Here is a 20,418-nt window from a genome sequence, read left to right on the forward strand (position 1 = left end):
AAATTCATTTTTATCTCAATCCGTCGGGACACGCCCAACAGAGCCGCGATCTAGGAAATGTGCTTTCGCCGTTTGTTGGAGTGAACCGGCTGGCGCGCCCTGAATATTACGAATGAGCAGACTGCTCAGGCTCTGACCGGCCTGCTTGAAATTCACTGCAAAAGTCGAAAGCGGTGGCTGCAGATGCGCGCCCTCTGGAATGCCGTCATAGCCGATGATCGATAGATCCTGCCCAACCTGCAGACCCAATGTTGCGGCTGCCCGGTACGCCCCGAGCGCGGCAACATCGACCGCGCAAATGATCGCTGTTGGACGGATCTTGGGCGCGAGCATCGCAAGTGCTGCGGCCTCGCCTGCATCAAGGGTGAATGCATCGCGGGCCATGAAATCTGGAGCAACGGAGAGCCCCGCGTCCTGCATTGCCGCAATATACCCCGCCTCGCGCTGGCCTGCGTATGTGTATTGCGATCCACCGTTGATGAATCCGATCCGGCGATGACCCAGCGAAACCAAATGGCGCACTGCGCCGCCAATGGCGGCCTCACCTAGAATATCAAAAGACGCGCAATCGTCATGGGATGGCACCCGACCAAACAGGACAAACGGAATTTGCGATTGTCTCAGCAAGGTAATTCGCGCGTCATCCACCAAGGTCCGCTGAAGGATAAAACCGTCAGCCTTGTGATCGGCAATCAATGCACGAAAAGTATCAAGCGTCTGATCAGCGCTATTGGACGTGGCAATCGTCAGGGTAAAGCCAGCCGCACTTGCCCCTTCGGACAGACCCGCCAGAAACTCTGCCAGAAATGGGCGCTGTGCATCGTGGTCAGCCATCTGGATAACCAGCCCCAATGATTTGACTAACCCTGTGCGGATGGCCTGCGCATGGCTCAATGGGCGATACCCCATCTTATCTGCCATCGCTTGCACGCGTTTTCGTGTTGTTTCGGAAATGTCAGGATATTGGTTCAGCGCACGCGACACGGTGGATTTCGTCAGCCCCAATGCATCCGAAACATCCGCAATCGTTACACGCGCACCCAGGCGCTTATTCTGAAGTCCAATAGTCAAAACTTGTTCCCCCACGAATCATAGTTCGCTCCGAAACCGGTTTCGGCAAGGGATTTATCAAGTTACTCTGATTTAGGCGGTTCATCGACAGGCAAGGTTTGCCCGCACCGAATGAAAGTTGGCCGCGCTATTTCACGAAATCCGATAAGTTTTTCTAAGTAAACTTGCGGAAAAGCTTGGTCTGATCGAACATATCTTCCAGACCTTCCATGCGGTCCTTGATGTTGTCCCAGTCAGCGTCCTGCACCGCTGCAATCATCGTTTCGACCAACAACATGGTCGTCGCAGCCGAATCCCAAGCCGAAGGAACAACGATCCGACTGCTGAAACTAATCTCGGCCAATTGATGTACCGGCGAACGCCACTGATCGGTGAACAGAATGATTTTCGCGCCGCGCGCATGTGCCATCTCGGCCAGCTTCAAAGTGTTGTTTTCGTATCGGCGCACATCAAAAATCACAAAGACATCGCCCTCGGACACATCCAGCAAATAGTGCGGCCAGCTGTTTGAGGTTGATTGAATATGCGTCACACGCGGACGGATGACCTGCATGTGCAGGAACAGATATTCAGCAAGCGTATGCGTCACGCGGCCACCAACGATATACAGCGGTTTTGACTGATCGCCGACCATCTCACAGGCTTGGTCAAATTTTTCGGGCGCGATGTGACCCAAAGTGTGACGTATGTTGTCAATCACCGCATCGGTAAAGCGGTTGAGCACATGACCAGACGGCGCGCCTTCGGCCCAAGTGTCGTGTTTGGCGATCGGGTTTTGCACCTTAGCACGTAACTCTTCACGCAAAGACGCCTGAAATTCTGGATACCCCTTAAAGCCCAGTTTCTGCACCATACGCGCAACAGTAGGCACCGAAACCTGCGCACCCTTCGCCAAAGCAGTTAGCGGGCCCAGCCCAGATGCGGGATAATTCTCGAGGATCGAATGGGCCAATTGCCGTTCCGCGCGGGTCAGGTCATCCAATTTCGTGTTGATGCGATCAGCAATTGTAAGCTCTTCGTCAGACATGCACGCCCCGTTTGATTAAAAAAATAACAACAGCAAATGCTCTGTTATAAAATTTCCAGAATTTTGTTGACACATCGCATTCCGTGCAAGCAGTCTAATTCCATCGGAGAGCACATGACACAAAACACGCCTAACAGCACGGTCCATATTTTGAATCCCACCGGTGGATCAGCCGCTATATTGGTATGCGAACATGCCTCCTGTTTTTTCCCGGATAAATTGAATCACCTTGGCCTGCAACCCGCAGATCGCACCAGCCACGCGGCATGGGATCCGGGCGCATTGGGTGTCGCCACACAAATGGCTAAGCGATTAGATGCTACGCTAATCAGCAGTGGCGTTTCGCGATTGGTCTATGATTGCAACCGCCCGCCCAGCGCCCCTGACGCGATGCGAAGCCGCAGTGAACTCATTGAAATTCCGGGAAACAAGAACCTTAGCAGACAACAAAAACAAGACCGTACCCAGCGCTACTATGAGCCTTTTCGTGCGGCAGTCGCTGCACGCGTCAGTGCCGCGCAATCGCCAATCATTGTGACGGTCCACAGCTTTACACCCATCTATTTTGGCGAACCACGCGCCGTTGAAATCGGCGTCTTGCATGATGATGACAGCAGGCTAGCAGATGCGATGCTGCAAACCGCAGCTGATCACACGTCCATGAATGTTCAGCGCAACGACCCCTATGGTCCGGATGATGGCGTCACGCATACGCTGCGTGAACACGCCTTGCCAGCGGGCCATCTAAACGTCATGCTCGAAATTCGTAATGATTTGATAAAAAACGAATTTCAACAAACCGCGGTGGGTGACATGATTGCACAATGGTTGGTTTCTGCGACCCAATTGACCGAAGCTAAGGGGTTAGTGTTATGCGTCGCGTAATCTCGGGATATATCCGTGCCGTTGATGCGATCAATTACCGCGTTGGTCGCCTGATCATGTACGGCATTTTCGTCCTCATGGCGATTTTACTATGGTCGTCGATCAGTAAGACATTCTTTGTGCCGTCCTTATGGACGCTCGAAATGGCACAGTTTGTGATGGTTGGATACTATGTCTTGGGCGGACCCTATTCGATCCAACTTGGGTCCAATGTGCGCATGGACCTTTTGTATGGTGAGTGGAGCACACGCCGCAAAGCGTGGTTCGATGTCTTCACCGTTCTCTTGCTGATCTTTTATCTTTGCGTGCTGCTTTACGGCGCTGTCAGCTCTACTGCCTATTCATTGGGCTATTGGGGATCAGAGCCGTTTTCATTCTTTGGTGGCCTTCTCACTGGCGCAGAAGAGGTGGGCCGGATGGAGCGTTCTCCAACCACATGGCGTCCGTATCTTTGGCCAGTCAAAGCTGTGATGGTCCTCGGCCTCTTCCTGATGCTGCTGCAATGCACATCTGAACTTTGCAAAGACGTGCTGCGCATTAAGGGCGAAACCATCTGATGTCTTACGAACTAATCGCCACCTTAATGTTTTCGAGCATGATGCTCATGCTGCTGACTGGGCAGCGGGTCTTTGGGGCTATCGGCTTTGTCGCTGTTGTCGCCTCGCTACTGCTGTGGGGGGATCGCGGCGGTTATGACCTCGGGTTCGCCGCTGCGATGAAGCTGATGAAGTGGTATCCGCTCCTGACACTGCCAATGTTTATTTTCATGGGCTACGTGCTGTCAGAATCCAAAATCGCTGACGATCTCTACAAGATGTTTCACGTCTGGATGGGCGGGCTGCGCGGCGGTCTGGCGATTGGGACCATTGGACTGATGGTGTTGATTTCGGCGATGAATGGTCTGTCTGTCGCCGGCATGGCCATCGGGTCAACCATCGCGCTGCCTGAGCTGCTCAAGCGCGGCTACGACAAGCGCATGGTCACCGGGGTGATTCAGGCTGGGTCTAGTTTAGGCATTCTGGTGCCGCCTTCTGTGGTGCTGGTGCTTTATGCGATGATCGCGCGGCAACCCGTGGGGCAGCTCTGGCTCGCGGGTGTGGTGCCCGGGCTGCTGATGGCGGGGCTATTTATCGGATATATCGCGATCCGCTGTAAGCTGAACCCAACGCTAGGTCCTGCCCTAGCCCCCGAAGAACGCGACATGCCACGCGCCGAGAAACTGCGCCTCTTGACGGCTGGCTTGCTGCCCTTGGGAATTTTCTTTGTCATGATGTTCCCCTTTGTCAAAGGCTGGACGTCATTGGTCGAAAGTTCGGCCGTAGGTGCGATTGCCGCATTTCTCGCTGCGGTGCTCAAGGGACGCATGACACGTGAGGTTTTTGAAAACTCGGTCCGCAACACGCTGGGCATCACATGCATGTTCATGTGGATCATCCTTGCCGCCTTGGCCTTTGGCGCGGTGTTTGACGGGCTAGGCGCGGTCAAAGCGATCGAGAATCTATTCACTGAAAAGCTGAACCTGTCACCTTGGATGATCCTGATCCTGATGCAGCTTAGCTTTATCGTGATGGGGACGTTTTTGGACGATACGGCGATGCTGGTCATCGTTGCGCCGCTCTATGTGCCGCTGGTCGGGGCGCTTGGGTTTGACCTGATCTGGTACGGCATTCTGTATACGATCACCACGCAGATTGCCTATATGACCCCGCCGTTTGGCTATAACCTGTTCTTAATGCGGGCAATGGCCCCGCCCGAGATTTCACTTCGCGATATTTATGCGTCGATCACACCATTCGTTGGGGTCATGGTCTTTGCCTTGATCCTCGTGATGGTGTTCCCCGGCCTCGCGACGTGGCTCCCCGATTATATTTACCACCAACCTTAATAAGAGCCCCGCAAAATGGGCCATTTCCCCAACCTAGGAGATAAGTCATGACGACAAGACGTAAGTTTATACAAGGGGCTGCTGTCGCTGCCCCCGCTGCGCTGGCAACCCCAGCGCTGGCGCAAAGCACCATTACCTGGCGAATGCAGACCTATGCAGGGCCTTCGCTGGCCGCGCATGTAATTGATCCCGCGATTGAGATGTTCAACAAGATCGCAGGCGACCGCATGCAGATCGAACTGTTTTACGCAGATCAGCTGGTCCCGACTGGCGAATTGTTCCAAGCCATGCAACGCGGCACAATTGATGCGGTGCAGTCTGACGACGATTCAATGGCTTCGCCGACCGAAGTCACTGTCTTTGGCGGTTATTTCCCATTTGCGTCGCGGTATTCGCTGGATGTACCTGTGCTGTTTAACCAGTACGGATTGAACGAAATTTGGGACGAAGAATACTCTGCTGTGGGCGTAAAGCACATCAGCGCAGGCTCTTGGGATCCTTGCCACTTTGCCACCAAAGACCCGATCCGCAGCCTCGCTGATCTTGAAGGCAAACGTGTCTTTACTTTCCCCACAGCCGGTCGGTTCTTGTCGCAGTTTGGCGTCGTGCCCGTAAACTTGCCATGGGAAGACATCGAGGTCGCAGTGCAAACTGGTGAACTCGACGGTATCGCGTGGTCAGGCATCACCGAAGACTACACTGTTGGCTGGGCTGATGTGACCAACTACTTCCTGACCAATAACATTTCGGGTGCTTGGGCCGGGTCGTTCTTTGCGAATATGGAACGCTGGAATGAACTGCCCGAAGACCTGCAAACCCTGTTCCGCGTCTGCTGTGACCAATCACACTACTATCGTCAGTGGTGGTACTGGGGTGGTGAGGCCAACCTGCGCGTCAATGGATCCAAAATGGAACTGACGACAATTCCAGATGATGAATGGGCAACGGTTGAAACAGCAGCCCAAGAATTCTGGGAAGAAATCGCAGCAGAAAGCGATGTCAAACGCCGCGTTGTTGATATTATCAAACAATATAACGCCGATATGGTCAAAGCTGGCCGTCCCTACCGCTACGGCTAAGGCTGTGCCGGGCCTGACCCGGCACCTCTTATCAGCACCAAGAGGCCCCGGATCATGTCCGGGGCTGCTTCACCCTCAAAGGACAATATTATGCCCGGCAACCTGACTTTCGATGATCTGAAATCCCGTGTCGCAGACGGCACGATTGATACCGTTCTGACGTGTATCGTCGATATGCAAGGGCGGCTTATGGGCAAACGGTTTCACGCTGCGAATTTTGTCGAAACCTCGTATGAGGAAACACATTGCTGCAATTATCTGTTGGCCACAGACCTTGAGATGGCAACGCCCGATGGCTTTGCTTCGACCAGTTGGCAGTCAGGCTATGGCGATTATGTGATGAAACCTGACCTCAGCACTCTGCGTTTGGTGCCGTGGCTCGAGGGCACCGCAATGGTTATCTGCGACGTGTTGGATCACCATACACATCAACCCGTGCCGCATTCCCCACGCGCTGTCTTGAAAAAGCAAATTGAGCGGCTCAAAGCGCTTGGCTTTGACGCGATGATGGCGACAGAGCTGGAGTTCTTCCTTTTCGCCAAAAGCTTTGACGAAATCCGCAAATCGGGGTTCCGTGATCTGGAACCAATCAGCGGCTATAACGAAGACTATCACATCCTTCAGACCACCAAGGAAGAGGCGATTATGCGCCCGATCCGCAATCACCTGTATGCTGCTGGCATCCCGATTGAAAACACCAAAGGCGAGGCAGAAGCCGGCCAAGAGGAACTCAACATCCGCTATGCCGCCGCGCTGGATTGCGCCGATCACCACACGATTGCGAAAAACGCGATCAAAGAAATCGCTTGGGCACAGGGACACGCTGCCAGCTTTTTGCCGAAATGGCATCATGACCGGGTCGGGTCGTCTTCGCACGTGCACCAATCGCTTTGGGTTGACGGCAAACCCGCATTCTACGATGCCGACGCCCCTTTGGGCATGTCCAAACTCATGGAACATTACATGGCTGGGCTCATCGCCTATGCGCCCGAATACACCTATTTTCTGGCACCCTATGTGAACAGTTATAAACGGTTTTCCAAAGGCACCTTTGCGCCGACAAAAACGGTCTGGTCGGTTGATAACCGCACGGCTGGCTTCCGCCTTTGCGGCGATGGCACCAAAGGCGTGCGCGTCGAATGCCGAATTGGCGGGTCGGACCTGAACCCCTACCTTGCGCAGGCCGCGATGCTGGCCGCGGGCATCAAAGGGATCGAAGATCAAATGTCTCTTGCGCCCGCCACCAAAGGTGATGTCTATGAAGACAGCGCCGCTGCGGACATTCCACAAACCCTGCGGGCCGCGACTGAGACACTCCGAAATTCTGCATTCCTGCGCGCGGCCATGGGCGAAGATGTGATTGATCACTACACCCGCGCAGCCGAATGGGAACAAGAAGAATTTGACCGCGTGGTAACCGATTGGGAAATCGCACGTGGATTTGAAAGGGCCTAAACGATGACTGTGAAATGTATCTCTCCGATTGATGGATCGGTTTACGCCGAACGCCCGACATTGTCGGCGGATGAGGCCAAGAAAGCGGTGGCGCGCGCGCAAGCTGCGCAAGCTGACTGGGCCGCGCGCCCATTGCAAGAGCGCATTGATCTGGTGCTGTCAGCCGTTGCCAAAGTAGGCGAAATGAACGACCAAATTGTCACTGAACTGGCTTGGCAGATGGGGCGCCCTGTCCGCTATGGCGGCGAGTTCGGCGGATTTAACGAACGCGCGCAATATATGGCACAAATCGCGCAGGATTCTCTTGCCCCGATGGTCGTCGAAGACAGTGACACGTTCCGCCGGATGATCAAACGCGTGCCACACGGCGTTGTGCTGGTTGTTGCGCCTTGGAACTACCCATTCATGACCGCGATCAACACGATTGCCCCAGCGCTGATTGCTGGAAACACCGTTGTGCTGAAACATGCCGCTCAAACGCTGTTGGTTGGCGAACGTCTGGCCGAGGCATTTCATGCCGCTGGCGTCCCCGAAGAAGTATTCATGAACGTTTTTCTTGATCACCAAACGACAACCGACCTGATCGCCGCGCGCGCATTTGGTTTTGTGAACTTCACTGGTTCTGTTGCTGGCGGCAAAGCGATGGAGCACGCCGCAGCGGGCACCTTCACAGGCGTTGGGCTAGAGCTTGGCGGCAAAGACCCAGGTTACGTCATGGAAAACGCTGATCTAGATGCTGCCGTTGATACCCTCATGGATGGGGCGATGTTTAACTCGGGTCAGTGCTGTTGCGGGATCGAGCGGATTTACGTGCACGAGAGCCTGTTTGATGCCTTTGTGGAAAAGGCGACTGCACTGGTGAGCACCTACAAACTCGGCAATCCGCTGGATGCAGAAACCACCATCGGTCCAATGGCGCAGGTCCGCTTTGCTGATGGCGTGCGTTCGCAAATCGCAGAGGCTGTTGCCGCAGGGGCAAAGACCCACATTGATCCGGCGCTATTCCCCAATGACGGCGGTGCCTATCTGATGCCACAGATCCTAACCAACGTAACCCACGACATGCGCGTCATGCGCGAAGAAAGCTTTGGCCCGGTCGTTGGCATTATGCCCGTCAAATCCGACGCAGAAGCCATCGCGCTGATGAATGACTGCGACTACGGGCTGACGGTTTCCTTGTGGACGCCAGATGTCGAACGGGCCGAGGCAATCGCCGATCAGCTCGAAACTGGCACCGTGTTCATGAACCGCGCCGATTATTTGGACCCGGCGCTATGCTGGACCGGCTGCAAAGACACCGGACGCGGCGGCGGCCTGTCTGTGATTGGGTTCCACAACCTGACACGCCCCAAATCCTACCACATGAAGAAGGTCACGAACTAATGTCGATCACTGCGAACTGGTCTTATCCCACGGCTGTCCGTTTCGGCCCCGGCCGCATTGCCGAGATTGCCGATGCCTGCGCCGCTGCGGGTATCAAGAAACCTCTGCTGGTCACCGACCGCGGGCTGGCAGAGATGGCGATCACGACAAAGACGCTCGACCTGCTCGAAGCTGCAGGGCTGGGTCGTGCGATTTTCGCTGATGTAGACCCGAATCCGAATGAAAAGAACGCCGCAGTAGGTGTTGCCGCCTATCGCGACGGTGGGCACGACGGTGTCATCGCCTTTGGCGGCGGTTCTGGCCTTGATCTGGGTAAGGTCGTGGCCTTCCACGCGGGCCAATCCCGCCCGCTGTGGGATTTTGAGGATATTGGCGACTGGTGGACGCGCGCGGATGCAGACGCAATCGCGCCAATCGTTGCTGTACCCACCACGGCCGGCACCGGGTCCGAGGTCGGTCGCGCTTCGGTTATCACGAATTCCGAATCCGCAGAGAAAAAGATCATCTTTCACCCCAAGATGCTGCCAGCTGTCGTCATCTGTGATCCCGAACTGACGGTCGGCATGCCCCAGTTCATCACGGCGGGCACCGGACTGGATGCTTTTGCACATTGTGTCGAGGCGTTTTCATCCCCGCACTACCATCCAATGTCGCAGGGTATCGCGCTTGAGGGGATGCGGTTGGTCAAAGATTACCTGCCCCGCGCCTATGCCGACGGCACCGATATCGAAGCCCGCGCCAATATGATGTCCGCCGCTGCAATGGGCGCGACCGCCTTTCAAAAGGGCCTAGGCGCGATCCACGCGTTATCGCACCCGATTGGCGCGATTTATCACACGCACCACGGCACCACGAACGCGGTGTGCATGCCAGCCGTTTTGCAATTCAACAAATCTGCCATTGCTGAACGGTTTGATATGGCAGCCGCTTATCTCGGGATTGACGGCGGCTTTGACGGGTTTTGCGCCTTTGTTGATGACCTGAATGCATCAATGGGCATTCCAAAATCGCTGGCTGATTTGGGTATCAAAGACCCTGACATCGACCGCATTGTCGCGGGTGCGATGATCGACCCGAGCACTGGCGGTAACCCTATTGAAATGACTGCGGAAAACACGCGCGCTCTGCTGCTTCAGATCGTGTAATTACACATCATATTCGATTGATCGCGCCCCCAACACCGGGGGCGCCTTTACGGCCACAGTGTTCCACGCATAGCGTGTTGATAGCTGACGCATACAGATAATTTCATTTGCAAATCCCAAAACCGCTGGCTAACCATGACCCACGCAGGGGAGTCCCACCGAGGGGACTGAGAGGCTGACAGGGCAATTGCCCGGCGACGCGACCCTTTGAACCTGACCCAGTTGATACTGGCGTAGGAAGCAAGGACCGAGCCGGGATTGATCCCGCTCGTAATCCGTCGACCGGGCGTGCCCGGTGTTTCCCGGCCTTACTCACCTGGTGTCTTTTTGAGTATTGGCTTGAGGAGCACCAAGATGAATATCCATACCCCCAAAGTAACCACGGGCGGCTTGCCTGCATCGCGCAAAGTTTACGTGCCCGGCACGCAATTTGCCGACCTGCGCGTGCCCATGCGCGAAATCGCATTGCACGAAACTGCCAACGAAGAACCAGTCACCGTCTATGACACATCAGGGCCCTATACAGACCCTGATATTCAGACCGACATTCACCGGGGCCTCGCCCCACTGCGCCAAAATTGGATCGAGGCACGCGGTGACGTAGAATCCTATGCAGGGCGCGCCGTGAAACCAGAGGACAACGGCTTTGTGTCCGGCGATCGTCTGACACCGGCATTTACACAAAACCGCCTACCCTTGCGGGCCAAAGCGGGGCAAGCGGTCACCCAGCTGGCCTATGCCCGCGCCGGAATCGTGACCCCCGAGATGGAATTCATCGCAATCCGCGAAAATCAACTACGCGAAACAATAGAACCACGCGACGGCGAAGACTTTGGCGCGAACATTCCTGATTTCGTGACCCCAGAGTTCGTCCGGGATGAGGTCGCCGCCGGTCGCGCAATTATTCCCGCCAACATCAATCACCCAGAAATCGAACCGATGATTATTGGGCGTAATTTTCTGGTCAAGATCAACGCGAATATGGGAACCTCTGCGGTGACATCTTCGATGGAAGAAGAGGTCGAAAAGCTGGTCTGGGCGATCCGCTGGGGGGCTGATACTGTCATGGACCTTTCGACCGGGCGCAACATTCACAACACGCGTGAATGGATCATTCGCAATAGCCCCGTCCCCATCGGCACAGTCCCGATTTACCAAGCGCTCGAAAAGGTAAACGGCATCGCCGAGGACCTCACATGGGAGATCTTTCGCGACACGCTGATCGAGCAGGCCGAACAGGGCGTGGATTACTTTACCATCCACGCTGGCGTACGCCTGCATATGGTGCCGATGACCGTCAACCGTGTGACTGGCATCGTCAGCCGTGGCGGGTCAATCATGGCCAAATGGTGCTTGCACCACCACAAAGAGAGCTTTCTTTACGAGCACTTCGACGAAATTTGCGATATCTGCCGCGCCTATGACGTGAGCTTTAGCCTTGGTGATGGGCTGCGCCCCGGATCAATCGCTGACGCCAATGACGAGGCGCAGTTTGCTGAACTCGAGACACTTGGCGAGCTAACCAAGATTGCTTGGGCCAAGGATTGTCAGGTCATGATCGAAGGCCCCGGCCACGTCGCCATGCACAAAATCAAAGAGAACATGGACAAGCAGCTTGCCTGTTGTGACGAGGCCCCATTCTATACACTTGGCCCGCTCACAACTGATATTGCGCCGGGTTATGACCATATTACCAGCGGGATTGGCGCGGCCATGATTGGTTGGTTCGGTTGCGCGATGCTGTGCTACGTCACCCCCAAAGAACACCTTGGCCTGCCCGACCGGGACGATGTCAAAACTGGAGTGATCACCTATAAGATCGCTGCCCACGCGGCGGATCTGGCCAAGGGGCTTCCCGGCGCGCAACGGCGCGACGATGCGCTAAGTCGCGCACGGTTTGAATTCCGCTGGGAGGATCAGTTCAACCTCGCACTCGACCCCGACACCGCGCGCGATTTTCACGACCAAACGCTGCCCAAAGAGGCTCATAAAGTCGCGCATTTCTGTTCGATGTGTGGTCCCAAATTCTGTTCAATGCGCATTAGCCACGACATCAGAGCCGAAGCCCAGAAAGACGGAATGGAGGCGATGGCCGCCAAGTTCCGCGAAGGCGGAGAGCTCTATGTGCCGCAAAAAGACGACAAACCATGATTACAATCGCAGGGGCCGGGCTTGCGGGGTTAGCATCGGCCTATGAACTCGCCAAACGGGGCGTGCCTGTGCGGATCTTTGAGGCGGCGGATCAGATCGGCAGCGCAAGCGCCGCGCGCTATGCGGGCGGAATGCTCGCCCCGTGGTGCGAGGCCGAAAGCGCCGACGAAGCGGTCATCAGCCTTGGCAAGACAGCAGCGCAGTGGTGGGCGCAAATCACCAAAGTCACGCGCAGGGGCACTTTGGTCGTGGCGCCCCCCCGCGACAGCAATGAATTGCGTCGCTTTGCCGACAGAACCGTTCAGCACAAACAGTGTGACGGGTCAAAGATTGCCGTCCTCGAACCCTCGCTGGCAGGTAGGTTTTCATGCGGGCTGCATTTCGATCAAGAGGCACATTTGAACCCACGCAGAGCTTTGGCCGATTTGGCCAGAGCGGTGCAAGCGCTTGGCGTTGAAATTACGTTGGGCCGCCCTGCCCCGGCTCGGGTTGATCTGAACTGCACAGGCATTAAGGCAGGTCTAACTGAACTGCGCCCAGTGCGGGGCGAAATGGCGATCTTGCGCGCACCAGACCTACAGTTAACCCGTACTATCCGCCTGCTGCATCCGCGGTTCCCGCTTTATGTCGTGCCACACGGCGACAATCACTACATGGTCGGGGCGACCATGATCGAAAGCAATGCGACACGCCCGCCCACGCTGCGGTCATTGTCGGAACTGTTTGCTGCCGCATACACGCTCCACCCCGGTTTTGCCGAGGCTGCGGTCATCGAAACTGGTGCGGGTCTTCGCCCTGCGTTTCCCGACAACCTACCGCGCCTCACGTGGGAGGGCGGGACACTCTATTTCAACGGGCTTTATCGGCATGGTTTTCTGCTTGCTCCTGCCTATGCCGCGCAGGCCGCTACGCAACTTATTTCGGAGACTGCACATGCGCATCTTTGTTAACGCAACACTAAACAATGTTTCTGCTGGTTCGCTTTCCGAAGTTCTGAACGAACTTGGTTATAACGATGCCGCCATCGCGACGGCCGTGAACGGAACCTTTGTCGCAAAATCTGATCGCGCCACCGCCACCATTTCAGACGGTGACCGGATCGAAATCCTTGCGCCAATGCAGGGGGGCTGATGATGCAATTATACGATCAGACAGTAGACAGCCGGCTTTTGCTAGGGACAGCACAATATCCATCACCGGACATTTTGACCCGCGCCATTGGGGAATCTGGAACCGAGGTGATTACCGTATCACTACGCCGAGAAACGGCTGGTGGCTCTGGCACACGATTTTGGGACATTCTGCGCAGTCAAAACAAACGTATCTTGCCCAATACAGCCGGATGCCATACCGCCCAAGAGGCCATCACCACCGCCAAAATGGCCCGCGATCTGTTTGAAACAAACTGGATTAAGCTAGAGGTCATCGGAAATGCCGATACTTTGCAACCTGATGTCTTTGGCACAGTTGAGGCCGCAACCGCACTGTGCGCGGATGGGTTTGATGTATTTCCCTACACCACCGATGACCTGATCGTCGCAGAAAAGCTGGTTGATGCCGGATGTAGGGTTCTGATGCCATGGGGGGCGCCAATTGGTTCTGGTCAGGGCATTCGCCACCCCGATGCGTTGCGGGCGATGCGCGCGCATTTCCCTGACATCACACTCATTGTCGATGCCGGGATCGGCCGCCCATCCGACGCCAGCAAAGCGATGGAACTGGGCATGGATGGCGTTCTGCTCAATACTGCAGTGGCCAAGGCTGGAGATCCCATCGCTATGGCGCATGCCATGTCGCTCGCGATTCAAGCCGGGCGAATATCTTATCAAGCGGGCGCTATGGAACCGCGCGACATGGCCGTGCCGTCGACACCGATCCTTGGCCTTGCTGAGCTTGTCTGATGGAGCGGTTCTATCTCATCGTTGGCGATGTCGCTCTGCTGTCACGCCTCGTCCCGCTTGGGGTACGGCTCGTCCAACTTCGGATCAAGGACCAGCCGAAAACGGAAATTCGCCGTCAGATCACGCTCGCTCGTGAAATATGCCGCGAATATAACGCGCAGCTGGTGGTCAACGACTATTGGGAGCTCGCGATCGACCTTGGTTGTGATTTTGTGCACCTTGGCCAAGAAGATATGGATAATGCGGATTTCGATGCGCTGCGCAGGGCCAATATCCGGTTTGGCCTTTCCACCCATGACGATGACGAACGCACGCGGGCGCTTTCCCTTGAGCCCGATTACATCGCGCTCGGTCCGATTTATCCGACCCTGCTCAAGCAAATGAAATGGGCACCACAGGGACTGGAAAAAATCACGCGCTGGAAACATGAATGCCAAGACACCCCTTTGGTGGCCATTGGTGGCCTGACAATTGAACGCCTGCCCGGCGTATTCGGTGCCGGGGCCGATAGTGCCGCCGTGGTCACCGATATTCAGCAAGCCCCAGACCCGCAGAGCCAGACCAGGAAGTGGATCAGCGCGTGCAAGACATAGGCCGATATCACCGCCAGATGATCTTGCCCGAGGTCGGCACAAAAGGACAACTGCGCCTGCAAGACGCACATGTGCTGGTCGTTGGTGCAGGCGGGCTTGGCTGTCCAGCACTCCAATATCTTTCGGGTGCGGGCGTCGGCCGTATCAGCATTATCGACCACGACCATGTCGAGTTAAGCAATCTCCACCGACAGCCGCTCTTTGGGATGGCCGATCTCGGGCAGCCCAAGGCCGAGATCGCAGCCAACAAATTGCGCGAAGCCAACCCCGCAACTGTAGTCACGCCTCATGTTGCAGCACTCACTCCTGCGAACGTCACCAAGCTTTGCGATGGCGTCGATGTCGTTGTGGATGCCGCCGATAGCTTTGCGGTCACCTATACGCTGTCTGATCACTGCCACCGCCAAAGAATGCCACTGATCGCGGCCAGTGCGCTGGGGCTATCGGGATATGTGGGTGCATTTTGCGGCAACGCACCGTCATTGCGTGCCGTTTTCCCATCTGCGCCGGGCACCAGTGCGCGCTGCACGGATAGCGGCGTGTTGGGCCCCGTTGTCGGAATGATCGGCACGATGCAAGCGCAAATGACTTTGCAGGTCTTACTTGGGCATCAACCGTCGCCGCTGGGTATTTTGGTGAATATAGACATGCGCACACATCATTTTTCGCAGATCGATTTTTGCAACGCTCCCGAGCCGGACGTTTTATTCCCATTCATCAGCATATCTGACATCGCCGAAACCGATCAAATCATAGACCTGAGACCCGAGACAGAATCACCGACGCTCGCCCACCCAAGAGCCGTCCGCTGGTGCGGACCCCTTGCCGATTATACCGAACTTTCCACATCTCGCCGCACGGTGATATGCTGCAAATCAGGTCTTCGCGCATGGCGCACAGCAGAACAGTTAGCAGAACGTGGTCTCACAAACATCTGCCTGCATGCAGCTGAGGAGAGTTAATGAAAACGCTTCTCGCAATTGGGGGCACAGATAGCAGTGGCGGTGCAGGACTGACCCGCGATGCTATCACGGCGGCTGATCTTGGCTTTGCAATCAAGCCCATCGTGACGATGGTCACTGCACAATCAAATTCGGCAATGTCACAAATGACGCACATGTCATGCGGACTGGTCAGGGATCAGATTAAATCATCATTCGACGATCATGCGCCATGCTCAGTCAAAATAGGCGCGTTGGGGCGCCAAGAGATCGCACAGGCTGTCGCAGAGGAATTGATTCAGTTTCGTGGGCCTATTGTTCTCGATCCTGTGCTTGCGTCCAGTTCCGGCGGGCGGCTCTTTCTCGGACAATTCCCATCGCTACTTTTGAAACAAGTGACACTGATTACGCCGAATTTAACCGAAGCTGCGATCTTGACGGATGAGCCGGTCGCGCAAACTTTGGATGATGTGACACGTCAAGCGAACGGCTTGCTAAGGATGGGCTGCCACGCTGCCCTGATCAAAGGCGGGCACGCCACCGGCGAACAATCAACCGACTACCTGTTTACCGGCCAACAACGATACACCTTCTCTGCGCCGCGCCAAGCCTCTGCGCCCAGAGGCACAGGCTGCACCCTTTCCACAGCGATTGCCTGCATACTCGGGCAGGGAAGCAACCTCCACGACGCATGCAGCAAAGGGAAAGAGTACCTAAATGGACTGTTTTTGATGCAGCAATGAGCTATTGGATAAGATCACGCCGTGATGGCTGTGTCGGTTCGAATGTTGATGTCAAAGCGGCGGACGACAACGGACAGACCGTGCTGCGGTAAGCCATGACCTTGGGTAATCTTAGCCATAGGGAGACCTATCATTTCTTATAAAGATCGGGCACAAATCAGTCACATGTGTCAATCGCACCAAACCACATCGGATGACGACATAAGAGCCTAGTTCTGCAAAGAAACCTTTGAACGTTACCACATCGTCTTGGCGGCGCGTGCGTTCCAGCTTGCGTCGTATTCGGCACCGTCAAAGCCGTTCTTTTGCTCAGTGAGCAGTTCACCCACGGTTGGCAGGCCTGTGCTTTCGTCTTCGCCTGACCACAGTTTGGCGCGCATAATAGCCCGCGCACATTGGCTGTAGACCTCTGCCACTGAAATCACGGTGACACTACGGGGCTGTTTTCCATTCTGGTCAAACCGCGCGCTTAGATCTGGGTCTAGCGAAATAACTGCGGTCCCATTGATGCGAACCACATTGTTCGACCCCGGAACAAAGAGCATCAGGCTGACACGTCCGTCCTCGACGATGTTACGCAGAGAATCCATCCGATTATTCCCGCGCCAATCGGGCAACAGCAATGTTTTGGGGTCAAGCTCTGTCACCACTGGCCCGTCGTCACCACGCGGGCTGCCATCGGTGCCTGTCGCACCAACCGTGCTAAGTACGCAAAAGCGCGATGCATTGATCCATTTGCGATAAAGTGGGGTAATATGATCCGCCACTTTGATCAGCGAGGCCTCGCCCGGTTGGCCGTATAACTCTTCTAATGTGGCAACATCAGTTACTATGTGTCCGTCCATTAAATCCTGCCTCTGCGTTCAAACGGTCGCACGCGGTTTCAATGTCGTTTTCCAACCGCTTCATAAATTCATTTACTTCTAGACCGGGCTCGATGCGCGGCAAAAATTCAAATACTGCCGTTCCGGGCTTGCGATAAACACCGCGCTTTGGCCAGAACAGGCCCACATTGGTCGCGACTGGCACGACGGGCTGGTCTAGCTCGCGGTATAACGCCCCGGTCCCGATCTTGTACTTTGCGCTTACCCCGGGGGCGATGCGGGTGCCTTGCGGATAAATGATCAACTGCCCTGGCAAAGCACGCCCGGCAGTCACATCCGCCAGCATCTTTCTGATCGCTTGACCGCGCTTGCCGCGATGAACGGGGATGCAACCAATCCGTAAGCCGAACCAGCCCAAAATCGGGGCGTATTTCAAGATCGCTTTCATTATGAATTTGCCGCGTGGGATCGCGTGATAAATTCCGATTACATCCATGAATGACTGGTGCTTAGCGGCGACCATCACCTCGTCCGTTGGTGGCGTGCCGCGAATTTCAAAGCGCAATCCAATCATCCATTTCGCAGACCATTCGATATACCTGCAATAGGCGTGACAGGCGGCAATTGCGCCCTGACGGGAAATGAGAGCAGCCGGGAAATACAGTACCCCAACGACCAACATGGCGACATACATCTGCAAGTTAAAGAAAAGCGACCGCAGCCACTGAATTGCATAGCTCATGTTTGCTCCTTTAACCTCGCAAATGCGGCAGAACGCGTCGCGAAAAATCCGACCACCGCGGCCAGCAGTGGGATGATCAACGGCCAGACCCAACCGAAACCCACAAAGCCGATTTCAGAAAAGAACCCTCCGCTATCGGGCAGAACCTGCAACACAATCAACCCCAATACAACGCCCGCAATCGCCCCAAGGCCTGAACGCAGCGTGTAACGCTGCACAAATGCCCGTGCGATGTAAACATCTCGCGCCCCAACCAGTCGCAAAACGCGGATGACCTGTGCGTTCGCCGACAGTGACGCCTGCGCTGCCAAAGTGATCATCGCGGCAACACTTGCGCCAATCAGCAAGATGACCGCCCAACCGATGAACCGGACTCGCTTAGCCGCCGCCAATAACGGCTCTCTCCAACTGTCGTGCTCATCAAGCACGGCCCCCGGAATTTCTGCGGCAAGGCGTGCGCGCAATCCTTCAGGGTCATAGGGTGCGTCATCCGCGACGATCTCGATCAATTGCGGGATCGGCATGGTATCCAGCAACAGATCATCACCGAACCACGGGGCCAAGAGTTCTTGCTGTTCTTCACTAGAAAGCGCCCTTGCAGAGGCAACCCCGGGCGTAGTTTCGAGAATTTCCAAGGCTTTCAACAAATGGGCGCTGGCGCTCTCGGGATCAGCCGGCAAGCGTAGTGTTGCAGCTTGGGATAATTCGTCTGCCCAGCGATCCGCGACCCGCCCTGTCGACAGAGACAACGCCAAGGCAATTACAGCCAACATAGCCATGACTGCCGAGACAAATATGGTAAGTTTCGCCGTAATGCCCGTCGGTGGGACGACGCGATCTGCCTGCGGATCACCCATGATCAATTCTAGCAAAGCGGTCATAGCACAGCCCCTGCAACTGTAAGCTGCCCGTCTTTCAGTCTGAGCACACGCGCATCAACATCAGATTTCAGCGAGCGGATCATGGTTAAATCGTGGGTCGCGATGAGCACGGTCTTACCCATGCGGTTCAGTTCAACGAGCAAGGCAAGCAACCGCTGCGACATTTCCCAATCTACGTTGCCAGTCGGTTCGTCGGCAATAATGACATCGGGCGACATGATTACCGCACGCGCAAGCGCAGCACGCTGCCGTTCACCACCTGACAGCTCGGGCGGAAAGCGGCCAGATTGTTTGGCAAGCCCAACCCACGACAACAACTCTTTCAGATTTGCCGCTGCTTCAGAGATGCGCCCAGCAACCGTCAATGGCAGCGCGATGTTTTCGGCGACGCTCAGATGATCCAAGAATTGGCAATCCTGATGCACCACGCCAATCCTTCGGCGAGACATCGCCACCCCATCACGATCTAGGGTTGAGATATCCTGCCCGAATACCCGTACCTTGCCACGTTGGGCGCGCAAGTCCGCGTAGCACAAGCGCAACAATGTCGTCTTTCCTGCGCCAGATGGACCCGTCAAGAATTGAAACGATCCCGGCGCAAGCTTCAGATTTAATTGAGAAAATAGCGCCGAGCCATTGTGGCCATACGACACATTATCCAGTTCGATCACGGTTTTTCCTTTGCGTCACGCGCATGTATTGCCTAAATCAGCGCACGGTTACAATGACCGCCAAAGTCACAATCACGCAAAAGCTTTGCGTTTGGGGCTATGATTGCTAAATTGCGCACGGATTTAGTGATTTTAGTAGTTTTGTGTAGGGCAGAAGGATAACAAATAATGCGGCTGATTTGCCCCAAGTGTAATGCGCAATACGATATTGCCAGCGATGCAATTCCAGAGGGCGGGCGTGACGTTCAATGCTCTAGCTGTTCGCATACGTGGTTCCAAACCGAAGAAACCCGACCAGCCGCAAGTACCGTTGCTCCGGCTGCAGCCGCTGCCGCGTCCAAAGTCGCCGCCGAAGTTGAATCCGCCATCAAAAAGCGCAAGCCGCTCGATTCCTCCATCGCCGACATTTTGCGCCAAGAAGCCGCCCGCGAAAACGCCGTCTTCGACGACGAGGCGCCTGCAACTGCGCCAGACATCCGTGAACCTGCGCTAACCCGCCCAGCGAATCCGCCAGCCGCCCAAGTCAACGCCGATGAAACCCGTCGCCGCGTATCCATGATGGCAGCAGAACTGGCCGAAACTCCGGCTTCTGTCGCCGCCGCTGCGACCGGGGCCGTCGCAATGGAAGCTAACCAGCGTACAGTGCCAAGCATTGACGAAATTAACGAACAGCTACGTGCCCGCGTCCAAGAACCTGACGGCATTCGATTGACCGAGCAGGAACAAGAGGAAATCGTACAGCGCCGCGGTTTCCGCCGCGGCTTTGTGACGATGTTGTTGCTGTTGGCTGTGGCGATTGCGCCTTACTTCTTTACAGAGCAAATCATCGCCCAGTTCCCGCAGGCGGCAGAACCAATGCAAACCTACGTCGAAACCGTGGATGGCTTGCGCCTGTGGCTGAACGACCAGTTCAAAGCAGCTCGCACAATGATCGAAGGTTTCACCGGCGGCGAAGCAACACCAGCATCAGGCGCTCCCGCTGCGGACCCAACTGTCGTTGAACCTACACCCGCTTCGGCACCGAACACCTCTTTGGATTAA

Annotated in this window: 21 protein-coding genes and 1 riboswitch; of the genes, 15 read left to right on the forward strand and 6 right to left on the reverse strand. The window is 55.6% G+C overall.

What is annotated here, in order from left to right; genetic code table 11:
* Nucleotides 1-15 precede the first annotated feature (15 nt).
* On the reverse strand, nucleotides 16-1,071 hold the full coding sequence (locus tag TW80_RS15990; protein ID WP_052701029.1) for a LacI family DNA-binding transcriptional regulator: 1,056 nt from the start codon (nucleotides 1,069-1,071) through the stop codon (nucleotides 16-18).
* A gap of 154 nt (nucleotides 1,072-1,225) precedes the next feature.
* Complete coding sequence (locus TW80_RS15995) at nucleotides 1,226-2,098, reverse strand: MurR/RpiR family transcriptional regulator (protein ID WP_045998462.1); 873 nt, start codon at nucleotides 2,096-2,098, stop codon at nucleotides 1,226-1,228.
* Nucleotides 2,099-2,212: 114 nt separating this feature from the next.
* Here TW80_RS15995 and TW80_RS16000 point away from each other — a divergent pair, with 114 nt between their 5' ends.
* From TW80_RS16000 to thiD, 14 genes are all read left to right on the forward strand, one after another.
* Entirely contained in the window at nucleotides 2,213-2,983 is a 771-nt protein-coding gene (locus TW80_RS16000; RefSeq protein WP_045998463.1) for an N-formylglutamate amidohydrolase, read from the forward strand.
* Nucleotides 2,971-3,540 (forward strand): TRAP transporter small permease subunit, encoded by a 570-nt coding sequence (locus tag TW80_RS16005; protein ID WP_045998464.1) that lies wholly within the window; start codon nucleotides 2,971-2,973, stop codon nucleotides 3,538-3,540. The genes TW80_RS16000 and TW80_RS16005 overlap by 13 nt, the downstream gene beginning before the upstream one ends.
* A complete protein-coding gene (locus TW80_RS16010; protein WP_045998465.1) occupies nucleotides 3,540-4,868 on the forward strand; it encodes a TRAP transporter large permease in 1,329 nt (442 codons plus the stop codon). Before TW80_RS16005 ends, TW80_RS16010 begins: the two co-directional genes overlap by 1 nt.
* Before the next feature lie 47 nt (nucleotides 4,869-4,915).
* Nucleotides 4,916-5,947 carry a TRAP transporter substrate-binding protein gene (locus TW80_RS16015; RefSeq protein ID WP_045998466.1) on the forward strand — a complete coding sequence of 344 codons (1,032 nt, stop codon included), beginning with the start codon at nucleotides 4,916-4,918 and terminating at the stop codon, nucleotides 5,945-5,947.
* A 90-nt stretch (nucleotides 5,948-6,037) separates the two neighbouring features.
* Nucleotides 6,038-7,402, forward strand: a complete 1,365-nt coding sequence (locus TW80_RS16020) for a glutamine synthetase family protein (RefSeq protein ID WP_045998467.1) — start codon at nucleotides 6,038-6,040, stop codon at nucleotides 7,400-7,402.
* 3 nt (nucleotides 7,403-7,405) lie between these two features.
* Complete coding sequence (locus TW80_RS16025) at nucleotides 7,406-8,785, forward strand: aldehyde dehydrogenase family protein (RefSeq protein WP_045998468.1); 1,380 nt, start codon at nucleotides 7,406-7,408, stop codon at nucleotides 8,783-8,785.
* Complete coding sequence (locus TW80_RS16030; RefSeq protein WP_045998469.1) at nucleotides 8,785-9,930, forward strand: iron-containing alcohol dehydrogenase; 1,146 nt, start codon at nucleotides 8,785-8,787, stop codon at nucleotides 9,928-9,930. The genes TW80_RS16025 and TW80_RS16030 overlap by 1 nt, the downstream gene beginning before the upstream one ends.
* A gap of 136 nt (nucleotides 9,931-10,066) precedes the next feature.
* Nucleotides 10,067-10,187: riboswitch (TPP riboswitch) on the forward strand.
* Nucleotides 10,188-10,284: 97 nt separating this feature from the next.
* On the forward strand, nucleotides 10,285-12,081 hold the full coding sequence (gene thiC, locus TW80_RS16035) for a phosphomethylpyrimidine synthase ThiC (protein ID WP_045998470.1): 1,797 nt from the start codon (nucleotides 10,285-10,287) through the stop codon (nucleotides 12,079-12,081).
* Nucleotides 12,078-13,031 carry an FAD-dependent oxidoreductase gene (locus TW80_RS16040; protein ID WP_045998471.1) on the forward strand — a complete coding sequence of 318 codons (954 nt, stop codon included), beginning with the start codon at nucleotides 12,078-12,080 and terminating at the stop codon, nucleotides 13,029-13,031. Before thiC ends, TW80_RS16040 begins: the two co-directional genes overlap by 4 nt.
* Entirely contained in the window at nucleotides 13,015-13,212 is a 198-nt protein-coding gene (gene thiS, locus TW80_RS16045) for a sulfur carrier protein ThiS (RefSeq protein ID WP_045998472.1), read from the forward strand. Before TW80_RS16040 ends, thiS begins: the two co-directional genes overlap by 17 nt.
* Nucleotides 13,213-13,214: 2 nt before the next feature.
* Nucleotides 13,215-13,982, forward strand: a complete 768-nt coding sequence (locus TW80_RS16050; RefSeq protein WP_084625830.1) for a thiazole synthase — start codon at nucleotides 13,215-13,217, stop codon at nucleotides 13,980-13,982.
* Nucleotides 13,982-14,575 (forward strand): thiamine phosphate synthase, encoded by a 594-nt coding sequence (locus tag TW80_RS16055; protein WP_045998474.1) that lies wholly within the window; start codon nucleotides 13,982-13,984, stop codon nucleotides 14,573-14,575. Before TW80_RS16050 ends, TW80_RS16055 begins: the two co-directional genes overlap by 1 nt.
* Entirely contained in the window at nucleotides 14,563-15,537 is a 975-nt protein-coding gene (locus tag TW80_RS16060; RefSeq protein ID WP_342585912.1) for a HesA/MoeB/ThiF family protein, read from the forward strand. The genes TW80_RS16055 and TW80_RS16060 overlap by 13 nt, the downstream gene beginning before the upstream one ends.
* The gene (gene thiD, locus TW80_RS16065; protein ID WP_045998475.1) at nucleotides 15,537-16,259 is read left to right on the forward strand and encodes a bifunctional hydroxymethylpyrimidine kinase/phosphomethylpyrimidine kinase; all 723 of its coding nucleotides are present in this window, start codon (nucleotides 15,537-15,539) and stop codon (nucleotides 16,257-16,259) included. The genes TW80_RS16060 and thiD overlap by 1 nt, the downstream gene beginning before the upstream one ends.
* A gap of 236 nt (nucleotides 16,260-16,495) precedes the next feature.
* Here thiD and TW80_RS16070 read toward each other — a convergent pair whose 3' ends face one another.
* From TW80_RS16070 to TW80_RS16085, 4 genes are read right to left on the reverse strand one after another with little or no spacing between them, the layout of a single operon-like run.
* Nucleotides 16,496-17,104, reverse strand: a complete 609-nt coding sequence (locus TW80_RS16070) for a pyridoxamine 5'-phosphate oxidase family protein (protein ID WP_045998476.1) — start codon at nucleotides 17,102-17,104, stop codon at nucleotides 16,496-16,498.
* On the reverse strand, nucleotides 17,082-17,825 hold the full coding sequence (locus TW80_RS16075; RefSeq protein WP_045998477.1) for a lysophospholipid acyltransferase family protein: 744 nt from the start codon (nucleotides 17,823-17,825) through the stop codon (nucleotides 17,082-17,084). The genes TW80_RS16070 and TW80_RS16075 overlap by 23 nt, the downstream gene beginning before the upstream one ends.
* Nucleotides 17,822-18,706 (reverse strand): cell division protein FtsX, encoded by an 885-nt coding sequence (locus TW80_RS16080; RefSeq protein WP_045998478.1) that lies wholly within the window; start codon nucleotides 18,704-18,706, stop codon nucleotides 17,822-17,824. Before TW80_RS16080 ends, TW80_RS16075 begins: the two co-directional genes overlap by 4 nt.
* Nucleotides 18,703-19,377 carry a cell division ATP-binding protein FtsE gene (locus TW80_RS16085; RefSeq protein WP_045998479.1) on the reverse strand — a complete coding sequence of 225 codons (675 nt, stop codon included), beginning with the start codon at nucleotides 19,375-19,377 and terminating at the stop codon, nucleotides 18,703-18,705. Before TW80_RS16085 ends, TW80_RS16080 begins: the two co-directional genes overlap by 4 nt.
* A 168-nt stretch (nucleotides 19,378-19,545) precedes the next feature.
* Here TW80_RS16085 and TW80_RS16090 point away from each other — a divergent pair, with 168 nt between their 5' ends.
* Nucleotides 19,546-20,418 carry a zinc-ribbon domain-containing protein gene (locus TW80_RS16090; protein ID WP_052701028.1) on the forward strand — a complete coding sequence of 291 codons (873 nt, stop codon included), beginning with the start codon at nucleotides 19,546-19,548 and terminating at the stop codon, nucleotides 20,416-20,418.

The sequence above is a fragment of the Loktanella sp. S4079 genome (assembly GCF_000967725.1).
In the GTDB taxonomy this organism is placed as follows: Bacteria; Pseudomonadota; Alphaproteobacteria; order Rhodobacterales; family Rhodobacteraceae; genus Yoonia.

Bases quoted from the DNA above. Each gene is read 5' to 3' on its own strand.
- TW80_RS15995 (WP_045998462.1), bottom strand. From the start codon at position 2,098: ATGTCTGACGAAGAGCTTACAATTGCTGATCGCATCAACACGAAATTG.
- TW80_RS16000 (WP_045998463.1), top strand. From the start codon at position 2,213: ATGACACAAAACACGCCTAACAGCACGGTCCATATTTTGAATCCCACC.
- TW80_RS16005 (WP_045998464.1), top strand. From the start codon at position 2,971: ATGCGTCGCGTAATCTCGGGATATATCCGTGCCGTTGATGCGATCAAT.
- TW80_RS16010 (WP_045998465.1), top strand. From the start codon at position 3,540: ATGTCTTACGAACTAATCGCCACCTTAATGTTTTCGAGCATGATGCTC.
- TW80_RS16015 (WP_045998466.1), top strand. From the start codon at position 4,916: ATGACGACAAGACGTAAGTTTATACAAGGGGCTGCTGTCGCTGCCCCC.
- TW80_RS16020 (WP_045998467.1), top strand. From the start codon at position 6,038: ATGCCCGGCAACCTGACTTTCGATGATCTGAAATCCCGTGTCGCAGAC.
- TW80_RS16025 (WP_045998468.1), top strand. From the start codon at position 7,406: ATGACTGTGAAATGTATCTCTCCGATTGATGGATCGGTTTACGCCGAA.
- TW80_RS16030 (WP_045998469.1), top strand. From the start codon at position 8,785: ATGTCGATCACTGCGAACTGGTCTTATCCCACGGCTGTCCGTTTCGGC.
- thiC (WP_045998470.1), top strand. From the start codon at position 10,285: ATGAATATCCATACCCCCAAAGTAACCACGGGCGGCTTGCCTGCATCG.
- TW80_RS16040 (WP_045998471.1), top strand. From the start codon at position 12,078: ATGATTACAATCGCAGGGGCCGGGCTTGCGGGGTTAGCATCGGCCTAT.
- thiS (WP_045998472.1), top strand. From the start codon at position 13,015: ATGCGCATCTTTGTTAACGCAACACTAAACAATGTTTCTGCTGGTTCG.
- TW80_RS16050 (WP_084625830.1), top strand. From the start codon at position 13,215: ATGCAATTATACGATCAGACAGTAGACAGCCGGCTTTTGCTAGGGACA.
- TW80_RS16055 (WP_045998474.1), top strand. From the start codon at position 13,982: ATGGAGCGGTTCTATCTCATCGTTGGCGATGTCGCTCTGCTGTCACGC.
- thiD (WP_045998475.1), top strand. From the start codon at position 15,537: ATGAAAACGCTTCTCGCAATTGGGGGCACAGATAGCAGTGGCGGTGCA.
- TW80_RS16070 (WP_045998476.1), bottom strand. From the start codon at position 17,104: ATGGACGGACACATAGTAACTGATGTTGCCACATTAGAAGAGTTATAC.
- TW80_RS16075 (WP_045998477.1), bottom strand. From the start codon at position 17,825: ATGAGCTATGCAATTCAGTGGCTGCGGTCGCTTTTCTTTAACTTGCAG.
- TW80_RS16080 (WP_045998478.1), bottom strand. From the start codon at position 18,706: ATGACCGCTTTGCTAGAATTGATCATGGGTGATCCGCAGGCAGATCGC.
- TW80_RS16090 (WP_052701028.1), top strand. From the start codon at position 19,546: ATGCGGCTGATTTGCCCCAAGTGTAATGCGCAATACGATATTGCCAGC.